Raw genomic sequence first — 13,114 nt, 5'->3', positions numbered from 1 at the left:
TAGAAGTAGGGGTGTCACAAGACCTGCGCTCTATTCGCACTGACCTGGGGAAACTCCGGTCACGGCATGCGCTTCCCGGACTCGGGGCCCCTCACGGGCTTCGCAGCGGGTGCAGTCGCGGAAACTGTCACCCGGTCACGATGCCGAGTTGAGTGCAGGTGGCCAGGTTAGTGCAGGACGTGGAGTCCGTCGAGGCAGCGCAGGACCCCAGCCTGTGCGCCACAAAGTCGCCAAACCGGTCCTAGCGGGTTCGCGGCGCGGTCGACGAGGGTAGTCGCGACCGGGAGGCTCTCCCCTGACCAGGCGAGCCGCTGGTGGAAGTTGTCTTCGCGACCGGACTTCGTCATCTCGATGAGCATGAACCAGGACGGGCCGCTACTTACTGAGGGGGTTTGGGAATGCCGCGCCGTCTCTGCTCGCCCCCGGCCGCGTTCCAGCTCTCGATTGGCTTTATCTCCGAAGTACCGGGCCTTGGCAACGAGTCGGGTCAGCGGCTCGGTGCCGGTGTCGAACTCGAGGTAGAACGCCGCCTCGCCATGCGGGGATTCGAGGTCGAACGCGCCGTGGGGGCGCATGTCGTACATCGGGCCTCGGTCGTTGGCTTCGGCCTCGGTGTACCAGCGTGTCAAGTCGATAGATTCCGCGTTTCGGCAGGCGGCGGCCAAGCGGGTGTAGAAGTCGTTGACTCCCTCCAGATGGCGGCGGTGGGCTGAGGCGATGATCCGGTCGGCGTAGGTCTCGGCGAACGCCTTGCTCGGGATTCGGCCGGGCTTGGACTTCTTCTCCCCGAGAAAGGGGCCATATGGGTCGCGTTCGTAGTCTTCGACTCGGCCAGCATGATCGATTCGTAGCCCGTGCCAGCCCAACAGGTACCGGTAGGCCTCGCGTGTGTGCGGCCGGAACCGCTGCAGGACGCGCATCTCCGTCAGCGAGGCGATCCGGTCACGCGTCGAGGAGTACGAATCGAAATACAGCCGCTGGAGCTGTTCGAGCGTGAACAGCTTGAACCGGGCCAGATCCGCGATAATTTGCCGGTCTCGGTCGGTCAGCCGGTGCGCCAGCTCTCGCACCGACTCCGCCGGTTCAGACGGAGTGCGCCACGACCCCATCAGCGCAACCCACTGAGAGCACACCGAGCCGCGGGCGCTCCTACGAGACCCCGCGGTACTCCCGCTTCAAGCAAGCAACAATCCAGCGCAACAACTCCAATCACCTGTGCGAACTCTCTGACAACGACCGGCTCAGACCCTCTGCAGCGCGAACGCTGCGAACGGTCCACGAGCTGCCGTGGTCGCCGAGTGTTGCTCGGAAAAACGGCTCCCGCAAGACCCTGTGACAGTCTGTGACAGCTTGTGACCGCCTCCCGACCTGTCACAAACCCGCACGTCGAACCTGACTGCTGTCAGTACCTCGAGCGGAACTCGACCGGGCTGGGCCCGCAACTCTGCTCTGCCCGGCCGCAAGGGGCTGAGGCCTCGTGCATCTTCGCGGTGGCGGAAGTAGGAGGGCCGCCGCGCGCCACCTTGCGCGGCGGCCCCAAGGGGAGGGACCGCCGCTCTGTCACTGGCGCGCGGCGGTCCTTCGGGAAGGGAAGTCAGTTGTTGCGTGGCGCTTCGTCGATAATCCCTGCGCTTCTCGACCAACGTGCCAGTGCGCATCGAGCGGCAAGGGGCCGTGCTGCTCACGCTCGGCCAGTGCCTCTTGGGCGCGTTCGAGGTACCAGCCGAGGGGCCGCCGTGGGTAGTCCGGCGGTGGCGGAACATCCCATGCTGGTGTCTGGGCACCGAGGATGAGGGCGAGCAGACGGCCGGTCATTTCAGCGCCCCAGCCCGGAACTGGTCGAACGCGTGCCGGAGCTCAAGCGGTGCGAGGTCGTCGGCAGGTGCGAAGACGGTCAGTTCGAGCTGCCCGTATCGGAAGATTCCCATGCCGGTGCGTGTGAGACCGGTACGGTTCAACCAGATGACCTCGCCGACAAGCGGACTCGTCATAACGTCGGCTTCGATCTCCCAACCGCGCCATGCAAACTGCCCGATGATCATGGCGCGCCCCGTCCGGCAAGACACTCCTTGGTGGCGTGGTCCAGGGTCGCGACGTCGAGGTACCGATGTTCAGGCGTCAGTACGAGCCCGGCTGGCCCTGACACAGCGACGAGTACTTCCGGGTACAGATCGGTCCGGTAGACATAGACCATCGTTTGACCGCTTGACGGATCAGCGGTGACATGCGGTCGGAACCGCATTCCACCGAGGTTGAACTGATCCCGGTTCGCGAGTGCCTCGGCCAGTTTCGCCTTGATTTGGAGTCGCTCGGTGGCAGTCCAGGCGCCCGCTGATGTCTGCCAAATGACGTTGTGGAGAACGCCGCCAGCATGGCCGATGAGCGCCATCACCGGGAAGCCCCTACCGGTAGAGGTCAGCTGCCCGTCGCCGACTTCGTCGTCCACATACAGCTCAGTGCCCGCGAGGTCCCACCGCTCCACGTACCGCATCCGGTCGGGCACCATGTGGTGCCCCGGATCCTCTTGCGCTGGGACCCTGGCGATGCCGACGCTCGGTCTAGTCACTTGCAGCTCCCTCCTTGCTGGCGTCGACCCGCCAGAAATCACCCGGTCGGGCCGCCCGGATCGAACGGTGTCCGATCCGCTACCCCAGGCTATGGAGGACCTCGCACAGGGCGTTGCCATGTGGCAACGGCACTTGTACGCTGAGGCGGACCCTGTAGGTATGGAGCAGTTCATGACGACCGAACCCATCGGCGAACGCATCATGACCCGGCGGAAACTGCGCGGACTCAGCATCCGCCGAGCCGCCGAACTCGCCGACATGAGCGCGAGCACCTGGAGCCGGATCGAGAACGGTCTCCGCGGTGCCGACAACCTCCAGATCCTCGCGGCGATGAGTATGGTCTTGCGCTGCTCGGTCATGGACCTGATTGGAGACGGCTACGTCTCTCTCACGAGCGACGGCGTTGGGCTTGTCGACGACGTCCACGACATTCTCGCGGCCCTCATCGAAACTGCCCTGGAGGACGAGGCCACCGCCGACCCCGCGAGCCTGGACTACCTCGACGCCGAGGCCGACCTGCTTGAGGAGCTTTACCGGCGAGGTGACTTCACCGGGACCGCCGCGCGGCTCGCGCCGTTCCTGCGGCGCCTGCACGCCACCGCCGTCACGGGCACCGACACGGCCACCGTGACCCGCACCCGGGCACTGACGGTCCAGGCTGCGCACCGCACCATGAACGTCATGCGCTCCACCGGGCAACGCGCCGACACCTACCTCGCTGGTGAGCGCGCCCGCGACGCCGCCGCCGAACTCGACGATCTCAGCCTCAAAGGCATCGCCGCCTTCACGCGAGCTCACGCGGCGCTGAGCTGCGGCAGCATGGAACGCGGCCACAAGTTCGCCACTGCCGGCCTCCGCATGCTCGACGGCGGCTTGGCCGACCAACGGACCATGGCCGTCGCTGGCCAACTGCACCTGACCTCAGCAATGACGCTATTTGGGCTCAAGCGCGAGTCCGAAGCCGAGACACACCTGGCCGAAGCTGAAGACCTCGCCACCCGCACCGGCGACTGCGGCCAAGAACTCGGCTGGTTCGGGCCCACCAACCTCGCGTTCTGGATGGTCGCCATGGAAGTCGACCGCGACCCCCGCCGAGCCCTCGCCATCGCAAACACCACCACTCCCCGAGCAATCGACGCCCCCACCCGGCAAGCCTCGTTCTACCTCGACGCCGCCCGGGCCTGTGCCCGGATTGGATCGCGCGACTCCGACCGGGCCGCCATCCGCATGATCGCCTCCGCCGAGAACGTCGCCCCACAGCGGATCCGCTTCAACCCCCTCGCCCGCGAGGTCCTGCGGATCGTCGTGCGTCGCACCAAAGAGAACGCGATCGACCCGCAACTGCGAGGCCTGTGCGAACGGATCGGAGTCAAAGCGTGAACGTCGTCTACCTCATCATCTGCGGCGCCGGACCCGCCATGCACGCCGTCGACTTTGTCAAGGCCGCCCGTTCCTCAGGCTGGGACTGCCACGTCATCGCCACCCCAAGCGGGGCTGCATTCGCCGACCTCGACGCACTCGAAGCCGTCTCAGGACACCCGGTGACCACCGAGCACCGCAAGCCCGGGACACCTCGCCGCGATCGCCCCGATGCCGGCGTTGTTGTAGTCGCTCCGGCCACCGCGAACACCATCTGCAAACTCGCCGCTGGTATTGCCGACACCTACGCGCTCGACGTCGCCTCCGAACACATCGGCCTCGGCGTCCCGACTCTGATCGTGCCCTTCGCGAACTCAGCACTCACTGGGCGGACACCCTACAAGCGTGCTATCGCGGCGCTGATCGAGGACGGCGTGAAGTTCCTGGAGATGCCCGACCACGGGCCCCACCGCGGAGGTTTCATCGCCGAACAGTTCCCGTGGGACCAAGCAATGGCAAGAGCTGCCGAGCTCGCCTCCGTCGAGCGAAGAGGTGGGTACTGACCCGAGTTTGAACCAAGCAGGGAGCGACGCACGAACTGCTTCGGAGGGCCAGGGCCGTCTGCGGCCAACGTCATGGCATGGAAGTGCGGCTGATGGCGTCAGGCGAGTGACGCGGCAGCTTTCGGTTCTTACTCCCGAGCCTCCGTCGGCCCGGCTCAACCGGAGTTCTACATAAGCCGTATGGGGGTTTCCAACAGCCCCGAGATCTGTTTAGAGTCTCTGTAGTAGAAGAACCAGGAGCAGGCGGTCCGACTTGGATACGGAATCGATGACAAGGCCCGAACGAGCAGAGCGTCCGCCTGCGACCCGCACCCAGCACGCAGTCCGTCTACTAGCCATTCTCGCCGAGTGCGGTGAGACAGTTGGGGATGGAGATCCTCCTGAGACGGTCAGGGTGATTCGGGCGGAATTGCGAGTACAGGCCCTGGACTTTTGGCTTCGAAACCCCGACTATCTTGCTGACGAGATCGTAACCAAGGTAGAGCAGGGATCCCTGACGCCGGACATGCTTGAGGTTGCGCAGGAACTCCTTGAGGGTACCGAGCCAGACCTGCGCTGGTATCCCATGCCGAAATGGCACTACGGCGCCTACGAGGCACTCGACGACGCGTTTTCGCTGCTGGAGACTTATGGCCTCGCCATATTGAGGAAGACCGGCACGTTTTCGCACGCGGTGCGGTCGCAGTTCTATCTGACTAGTGCCGGAATGGCTGCCGCGGCCGATCTTGCCAGGGAGGCTCCGCTGTCGTGGTACAGCAAACAGGTCAAGCTCGTTCATCTGGTGGCCGGTGACGATCTCGGAAGCCGCCTGAAACAGCGTCAATATGAGCAAGCGGAGTACGCGGGGACGGAACTCGGGACGAATATTGGGACCATCGCTCCGCGGGCCCGGAAGCGTCTCGACAGTCTGATGAGTGCGGGAGGGTCGACACCGTGAGCGCTTTGGTAGAGGCAGTCGCAGAGGCTGTCAAGAAGAAGGTCGGTGAGGTGCCGCTCAGCGAGGTCGCAGCGATCTTGGAGCAGCACAGCATCCCGACGGGCGCTTCCGCAGGCATACCGGTGCAGTTGCGGATCGAGCGCCTCCGTTTTGTTGGAACCAAGGTGACCTCGGACTTGCCGAGACCTGAACCGATCGATTTCGATTGGAAAACCACGGGAGGCGTCCTCGGCATCAGCAGCGGACGAAATCTCCGCGGCAAGACCTCAGTGCAGCAGATGATCAGATGGGGGCTCACCGGTCGATGCCACCTTCAAGACGTCGTGCGGTCCTGGATCGAGCGCGTGACAGTCAACTTCCTAATCGACCAAGTCCCTTTCGAAGTGGCGTTCACCGATAATGAGAACACGCCGACCGGCGAAGTCTGCGTCTCCGTTCCAGTTCAAGAAGGCGCCCGCCGAACGGTGCTGGGGACCTTCGATTCTGATCAGAGCTTCGAAGACCTGATGGGCGTCCTAATGCTCGAGCGTCTGCGGCTCGATGCGATCACCATGTGGACCAATGATGATCAATACACTCATCAATGGCCAGCATTCATGAGCTCCCTCACCATCCATCCCAACAAGCTCGACCCAGTCATCGGTAATGAACGAGTGCTCGCGGCCCGGCTGCTGCAGTCGTTTTCAGGTACGCCGTGGGCGGCAGCCATGGCGCAAGCTGCGACCGCCGCCCGTGGCCTGGACTATCAGCTTGAACAGACGCAGGGCCAGAAGGAGACTGACCAAGCGGTCTTGTCAGAGGAGCACGCAGAAGCACAGGAGCGAGTTTCAGCAGCACGAGCTCACCTCGACGGCTTTACCTCCGAGGACCCCGCCCTTTCCACACTTTTCGAAGCAGCATCGAGCGTGCATGAGCTCACCACCGCAGCGTACGAGGCAGAGCTGCGCCTCAACCGGGCGAAGGCGGCGGCGGCGCAAGTGCGCGATGAACTGAGGGCCGAGCGTCGGCGGAGGCACCAAAGTGTCGAAGACCTTCTTGCGCAGCGGTTCTTCGGGCGCATGCAACCTACCGTGTGCCCTCGATGTGCGGCTGAAGTGACGCCGGCCAGAAAGCAGGCCGAGCCCGACCAACACGCCTGCTCGGTATGCACGCAAGACCTCGACCTGGAAGCTCTCCAGCACAACATCGTCATTGCCGCGTCAGCTCCTGCTGTCATCAGGGACCGCCTCGTCGCCGGACTGGACACCGATGAGGGTGATCCGGGCGAACCAGTGGTCGACCCCATTGAGGCGCTGGAAATCGCCTTGGTAGATGCACAGCAGACCGTCAAGGAACGCGAGGCAGCCCTACGTCAGGTGGTGAGCCGCCGTGACGCGGCAGCCGCCGATATTCAAGCGCGCCGAGACGAAGTCGAGGTGGCGACGCGTCGTTACGCTGTCGAGCTCGAACTCGCCCGCGCCGAAGGAGCGATGGAGGCGTGGGGCTCCAAACCCCTGACTGAGATCAAGGAAGGCCCCGACCCCAAGACAGTTGCCGTGATCAACGCCGCCAACTCGATCCTCGCGAAATGGCTGAAGGCCGACCAGGACCCACGGCTGGAGGAGATCTCCAGCGGGATCACCAACCTCGCGCAGAGCTTCGGCTTCATGAACCTAGATGCAGCCATGCTGAGTGGAGGGGGCGCAGTGAAGGTTGTCCGTGGCGGGGTCGAAACGTCCTACGGGAAGGTCACGGACGGCGAGAAGCTCCGGCTGAAACTTGCCACGACCATCGCACTCATCAGGCACGGTGCCGAGTCAGGCGTCGGCCGCCACCCTGGTCTGCTCTTCATTGACTCCCCAGCAGCGGAGGAACTTCCAGAGGAGGACCTTGAGGTCATCCTCACTGCGCTACGGGACTTGGCAGCGGGCGCAGGGATGTAGATTTTTGTTGCCACGAGATACGGAGGGGTCGTCAAGAAGATCTTGTCGGATGACCATGTGATCGTTGCAGAAGGGGATGACCCCGTGTGGTAGGACAACACCCAGACTTATCAGAATCGGACAGAAGGCACCCGTATCGAGCCTAGGAAGGAGGGCGCACCACGATGGTGAGTGAAGAGGGTCTTGTAGCCTTCCGCGAGCGTCTTTTCCTTGTCCTCCGGCGGATGTCTACCCACGGACCGTCCGATGACCTCATCGAGGATGTGGGGGGATGGGAGTCAGTTACCACGAACACCGCGGCGCTGGTCGACAACCCTCTCCTGGTGCCGTTGACAGCTCTTGTTTGTCGCCAAGTCGCGGAGCGAGAGTTCGAAACAGACCAGGTCTTGGAGGCTGCCGAAGCCTTGATCGCTGCTGCCGTCGCTACGTCGGACCCAGGCGTTTTCGGTGATGTGCTCGACCATCTCTGCTCCAGCCCGGAGCTAGTCGCCTTGGCGGGGAAGAAGCTGGCCACAGCGCTCTGGCCCGAAGCACAGCCTCCCCCCGCCACCCCAGCACTCAGCATGATCACCGCTCAGCGTCGAGCGGACGCCTTGGAGGCGGTACTGCGGCTGACACTCAGCGGTCAGGGATCAAAATACAAACTATTGACCTTGTTCGAGAGTGTGAAGCAGCCGCTCTCACGTCGGTACGCGCAGGCGATGATCCGCGCAGTCGCGGCCGCACACGATCTCTGGGACCTTGAAGACGACCTCATCGAGACAATCGACGTGCTCTCTGGAGCAATTGCCCCTCGCGACGGCGCTGAGCCGGTCGAAGCTGACGATTGGCTGCTCGAGCAGACCGAAGCGATCATCATCGACGCCGCATGGGCCAAGGCGAACATTGAGCTCTTGCGCGGACTTCGAGCCCCAGACCTCTCCGGCACTCTGCAGCACCTTGAGATGGCCCGGGTCGAACTGGAGCCCGCTACAGCCGATGACGCGATGCTGGATGCTGCGGTGCTCGACGCGCTGCTCAACCTGTTGACGCAACTGCTACAAGGCGTCAGCGCAAGCTCGAAAACCTGGTCGATTGAAGCGTCGGCAGTGGACAATCTGCGAGAATACCTTCAATATTACGAGGTTGGCGCTTTCGGCCTAAACCACTGGGCCACACATGCCAAGACCTACCGCCTGCAAGGGTGGACACGGCTCGCGGCAGATCTCGAGTTCCTCCAGGGTCAACTTGAACGGCCCTCTCTCTACGCAGCGGCTGTGATCCTTGATGACGTAGTGGAGATTTACACCGCCTCTCGAGCGGGTGATTTCCTCGCCCGTCCAGAGGACCTACGGGGCATTCAGATGATTCTGCAGCCCTCCATCGTCCAAAGCTTTGCGACCAAGGCCGGCCTGCTTCGTCATCTCGAAGACCATGCGCAACATCTCGAGGAGCGCGCATCAGGGGACCCTTCGCCCGAACAAGAGCGCGCAGCCACACTATTGCCTGTCACGGTTGAAATCCTCAATGCAGCCAAAGCCGAAATCAGACTAGATGCTCCAGCGGGAAAAGCCGAAGGGGCGAAGCCAAAGCAGCTACCGCCCCACCTCGACGAACTGGTCGTATCTGACGAGGCTAGGACACAGATAGCGGCCGCCGTGGACGCCGAACACCTTCGGGAGATCGACCGTGCACTGAGCGACAGACTTGAAGTTCATCACGTCATCCAGCCGCAAGTCGTAACTGCAGCAGTGCGGAGAACGAAGCTCAACCTCCTTCCCTGCAGCGACTATCAAGGCGACGTCAAGCAAGAGCTTGACCACCTACTGGAGCTGCTCCTGAGATTCCAATATTCTCGATATCACATGGAGGAGTACCGCCGCCCGTACCTATTCCAGCCGAGCGTCCTCGAGAAGGTTTTCCAGGAAGATCTGCTCGGTTGGCTCGAGGGACAGGATATTGCAGCTTACGTAGAGTTTGAAATCGTCAATCTAGTTGGTGGAAGAGTTGACCTGCGATGCCACTACGGGCCTTTCCGTCTCTACATAGAGCTGAAAGTCGACGGAACTAGGGTCCCTCTGATTGAAAAGCGTGCCTACATCCAACAAACAACCGCTTATAACGGAGCTGATGCGCAGGTCTCGTTCCTGATGGTGTTGAGACTCTCATCGGAGCGGCACAAGTCTGCTCCAGACCATCTAAGTAGCCTGGTTTCGCACGCGACAGTGACCACTGGGGAAGGCCTCGAGCCACGACACGTGGTGATGATCGAGGTCCCCGGCAACCGTGTCTCCCCCTCACGGATGAAGTGAATTATCTGAGGTCAGCGGTTTTGGTTGACGGCCACAGAAGCATAGCGAAATCCCAGGTTTCCACGGAAGAAAGGAGGCGCCTCCTACTTCAACACTTGGGCCCATCCGCAGGCTTTCGCACTGCACTTGCTGCAGTCGTCGGCCGCCTTCGCGGTGCAATGCATTCAGACTCTCAGGTCTTGACTATCATCCTGGAATCGGGCGAAGAATTCTACTTGCATTCAGCAGGATTCTGTATCGCTATGTGCAGGATCGTTTGAACCCAACTGAACGCCGATTGAGTTAAGTAACTCGATCCGGCCCCGGTTCCCACATGAGAAACTTCCTTCCGTCTGGAAGCTCGGCCAGAAAGATTGATTCTACCTGACCATTGCTGGTGTCAGGAAAGCACCCGTGCTTGCGTGCTATCGATTCGACTGGTGTCAAATAATTTGATCTAGACCAGTCTCGTAGAATGAGAAGTTCCATTTTTGAGTCATTTGCCACACGCCAGAAGTCGAGATCCGAAGGGCTGGAGGGATCAAATCGGACGACTCTCAACCTCAGCTCTTGGCGGCTGCCAATTTGGCTGAGTTCCGTAAGTTTAGAGCCTGTATCTGTGTCAGAGATTGAAACAACGTCCCTTAGCCAAGGCTCTTCAGAGGTCCAGGCAAGGAGCATCTTCAATTCCGTCGGATCCCATTCATTGAGGGCGTTCACTAGCTCCGTTCGAATGCGAGGATCCTTCTGAGAATACCCGATCGAGATTGCGGCAGCCCACGCAAGAGTTACGTGTCCCATCCAAGAAGTTTTCCTGAAGTCTGGATTAGCAACCCATGAAAATAGAATGGGCACTAGTGAATGATCGAAACTTGCCCTTCTTCCGATCTCAAGGATCGAGAGGCCTCTATCGAAAACGGACTTGGTTGGATCGTTTGCCAGCTCTAGGAGTTCTTCAGTATCCTTTGGAGCGAAAGTTTTATTCTCCTCAAACATTTTCACTCCCCCAATCCAAAGATTTCCCGTGCGCGGGCACTCATCAAATCTCTTAGCTCTGCGGCGAGGTCGTCACGTCCGAGGCTTTTCGCGTAAGCGATCTCAACGTTATATGCGCGGGCCTCACTTTCCCACACCCACTCACGATCCTGCATGGCGGCGGTGAATCCGAGCCAGCCAGCATCTCGATCGTCTCTCATGTGGCTGAGCTCGTGCCACAAGGCGGAGATGGAGGCATCCGGATCAACACTCAGCTGGCCGGGTTCACCAGCCTTCAGCCCAGGGGCATACGTCAGGCTCCCGGGCCGGTGAAAGATGCGAACTCCACTTTGTTCTGCTTCTTCAAGCCCCTTCTGCCACTCGTCTGGGTGGGTGACCTTGCCGGCCCCGAGGGCACGCAACGGGTCGCCGTCGGTCTTGAACCAGGGAGGGCCAACATTGGCGTTAGTCCCTGTGCCGGGGCGCCTAGCGGGAGTTTCCGGAACGGACATCGAGGCCCATCCTACCCGAGCACCGCAGCGTAGACCTGGCTATCACGTGTGTGCACCGGGATTCCGGGGAACTGCACTGCCCGCGCCATCCTCGAGTCCTTCGCTACCGCACCCGTGTTGCAGCGCGGCGACGATCCTCAAGATCGGAGATCCCAGCTTCGGATCGTGCATGAAGATCGACCATTGGTTTGCGTTGGGATCGTTTCTTGCGCCGACCACCGCCGGATGGACCATGCCGCTGCACTGGCCCATAACGGCATCCCGGCGGCCCCACGTACCAGCTAGGGCTCCGGTGAAAGTCGATTCAGGAAGCGGGCGGTCTCACAACCTGCCATACGTTGCGTACTATTTGGCCCAGGTAGGCGAAAGATAGTCTGATCAGCGATGCAGATCCATAATCTGACGCATGGTAACCTTATTTACCTGCGGAAACGTATTGGTGAAACCGTCTCCTACGGGCAACCTTCGGGTTGTTCGAGCTCGAGTTTGTGGCGGAGGGCCGTGTTGGGGAGGCGCTTGGCTCGGCCCAGTTCGATCGCTTCGCCGGTGCTGTAGTCGAAGACCGAGGGGATGACCCCGGCTTCGCAGGCGAGGAGGCGGGCCTTGGCGACGGAGACGGTCTTGCCGTCGAGCTTGGGGAGCCGCCCGGTCTTGTCGCCGCGGAGGGTCTCGACATCGCAGGTGAGGTTCAGGGTGGCGGTGTGGCCGTGCCGCTTGGGGGCATCGGGGGAGGTGCCGTAGGCCGCTGCCATCTGGTGCAGGGCTTCGGCATTGCGGCCGGAGACCCGGGGGAGCAGACCGTCTTCGTCGGCCTCGTCCTGGCGGGGAGGGGGAACGGCGGTCTTCAGGGCATTGCTGATGAGCTTCCCGGTGTCGTCGGTGAGGAGGCCTTCGATGTCCCACATGCCGTCTGGGCGCTGGTTGACTTCCAGCCAGGCCAGGGACTGCTGGCTCAGTTCATCGAGCAGGGACTGCTGGTCGAAGAGTTCGGCGCAGATGCGGTCCAGGTGCTCGGCGAGCTCGGAGCGGGTCGAGTGGATGCAGTACTCCCGGATCAGCTCCTCGGGAGTGCCGCAAAGCGTTGCGCCATAAGGGGACTCGACCGGGGCGGGGTAGGGCAGCCGGGAATGGACGGCCAGGCCTTCTCGTTCGATGCGGCGCATGGCGTAGGCGATGGCGTCGATGCGGGCGGTCCCGGCGAGGGCGGCCTCGGTGAGGTGCTTGAACTTCGGGGCGAGGCGGGCGATAGAGGCGATCTGGCCGGCGCAGGCCTCGTTGAGATTGAAGGACTCCTTGATCCAGTCCCGAATGCCGGAGAAGCCGTCGCATTCCTTGTGGAGCCCTTGAGAGGTGTAGGCGATCACTGCTTGCAGGAGGTTTGCCTCGACTGCGCAGAGCTGGGAAGTGAGGGAGTCGATGCGGGGGCGCAGGGCGGCTGCCGTCGAGTTTCTGTCTGTGCCATTCATCCTGCTCACCCCCTGGGGAGTTATCCGGTTGTTCGACTTGTTGCTATGTATCAATTATTGCAGGTATTTGTACTGGTGTCGTCACTCTAAAGAGTGAATATGAGTCCAGAGTAGAGGTGAGAAAGATTCACCGCCAACGCCAACGGACCGGAAAGCCCAAGCGCTGCACAGGGATCTTCCTGCCTCTTTGTCGCCGCCCGCTTGAGCCTTGTGTACTGACGACCGAGAGTCGAAGTGGGACAATGGAAGCACTCCCACCGGTCGGTGCCGCTTGTGCACCAAGGCAAACGGACCATGAAGTGTCGGGATCACGACACTTCGCTGTTCCCTCAGGTGAGGGCCGCTGTGCGCGCAACTAGGGGGACCATCGCCTCCGGATTCCCGCTAGCGTGGCAGTACACGGGCCCGAGTGGTGGAATCTGGTAGACACAGTCGGCTTAAAACCGGCCGTCGTGAGACTTGCGGGTTCAAATCCCGTCTCGGGCACGGGCGGCGACGCGGGCGGGCGGCTGGTGGGGCGCCCGGTCCGCCGGTCTGATGGCC

The 13,114-nt window shown here is 61.9% G+C and carries 11 protein-coding genes and 1 tRNA gene; 6 read left to right on the top strand and 6 right to left on the bottom strand.

The window, feature by feature from the left end; translation table 11 throughout:
* Positions 1-167 precede the first annotated feature (167 nt).
* From ACZ60M_RS01525 to ACZ60M_RS01515, 3 genes are all read right to left on the bottom strand, one after another.
* Positions 168-1,070, bottom strand: coding sequence for a replication-relaxation family protein (locus tag ACZ60M_RS01525; protein WP_465413582.1), 903 nt, complete (start codon positions 1,068-1,070; stop codon positions 168-170).
* 741 nt (positions 1,071-1,811) lie between these two features.
* Positions 1,812-2,042, bottom strand: coding sequence for a hypothetical protein (locus ACZ60M_RS01520; protein ID WP_465413580.1), 231 nt, complete (start codon positions 2,040-2,042; stop codon positions 1,812-1,814).
* Positions 2,039-2,566, bottom strand: a complete 528-nt coding sequence (locus ACZ60M_RS01515) for a hypothetical protein (protein ID WP_465413579.1) — start codon at positions 2,564-2,566, stop codon at positions 2,039-2,041. The genes ACZ60M_RS01520 and ACZ60M_RS01515 overlap by 4 nt, the downstream gene beginning before the upstream one ends.
* 172 nt (positions 2,567-2,738) lie before the next feature.
* Between ACZ60M_RS01515 and ACZ60M_RS01510 the strand changes: the two genes are divergently transcribed.
* From ACZ60M_RS01510 to ACZ60M_RS01490, 5 genes are all read left to right on the top strand, one after another.
* Entirely contained in the window at positions 2,739-3,947 is a 1,209-nt protein-coding gene (locus ACZ60M_RS01510; protein ID WP_465413577.1) for a helix-turn-helix domain-containing protein, read from the top strand.
* Complete coding sequence (locus ACZ60M_RS01505; protein ID WP_465413575.1) at positions 3,944-4,489, top strand: flavoprotein; 546 nt, start codon at positions 3,944-3,946, stop codon at positions 4,487-4,489. The genes ACZ60M_RS01510 and ACZ60M_RS01505 overlap by 4 nt, the downstream gene beginning before the upstream one ends.
* Positions 4,490-4,883: 394 nt before the next feature.
* Positions 4,884-5,426 (top strand): hypothetical protein, encoded by a 543-nt coding sequence (locus ACZ60M_RS01500; protein ID WP_465413573.1) that lies wholly within the window; start codon positions 4,884-4,886, stop codon positions 5,424-5,426.
* Entirely contained in the window at positions 5,423-7,348 is a 1,926-nt protein-coding gene (locus ACZ60M_RS01495) for a hypothetical protein (RefSeq protein ID WP_465413571.1), read from the top strand. Before ACZ60M_RS01500 ends, ACZ60M_RS01495 begins: the two co-directional genes overlap by 4 nt.
* A 164-nt stretch (positions 7,349-7,512) precedes the next feature.
* Positions 7,513-9,639, top strand: coding sequence for a hypothetical protein (locus ACZ60M_RS01490; protein WP_465413570.1), 2,127 nt, complete (start codon positions 7,513-7,515; stop codon positions 9,637-9,639).
* A gap of 282 nt (positions 9,640-9,921) precedes the next feature.
* Here the strand turns inward: ACZ60M_RS01490 and ACZ60M_RS01485 are convergent, their stop codons facing one another.
* The 3 genes from ACZ60M_RS01485 to ACZ60M_RS01475 form a co-directional block, all read right to left on the bottom strand.
* The gene (locus ACZ60M_RS01485; RefSeq protein WP_465413568.1) at positions 9,922-10,614 is read right to left on the bottom strand and encodes a hypothetical protein; all 693 of its coding nucleotides are present in this window, start codon (positions 10,612-10,614) and stop codon (positions 9,922-9,924) included.
* Between the two features lie 2 nt (positions 10,615-10,616).
* A complete protein-coding gene (locus ACZ60M_RS01480) occupies positions 10,617-11,105 on the bottom strand; it encodes a hypothetical protein (protein WP_465413566.1) in 489 nt (162 codons plus the stop codon).
* A gap of 452 nt (positions 11,106-11,557) precedes the next feature.
* Positions 11,558-12,571 (bottom strand): DUF222 domain-containing protein, encoded by a 1,014-nt coding sequence (locus tag ACZ60M_RS01475; RefSeq protein WP_465413564.1) that lies wholly within the window; start codon positions 12,569-12,571, stop codon positions 11,558-11,560.
* Positions 12,572-12,974: 403 nt separating this feature from the next.
* Between ACZ60M_RS01475 and ACZ60M_RS01470 the strand changes: the two genes are divergently transcribed.
* Positions 12,975-13,057, top strand: a tRNA-Leu gene (locus ACZ60M_RS01470).
* Positions 13,058-13,114 lie beyond the last annotated feature (57 nt).

This window comes from Glycomyces sp. NPDC050141, assembly GCF_055586545.1.
The sequence above is the reverse complement of the archived record's forward strand: the minus strand, read 5'-3'. Positions and strand labels throughout refer to the sequence as shown.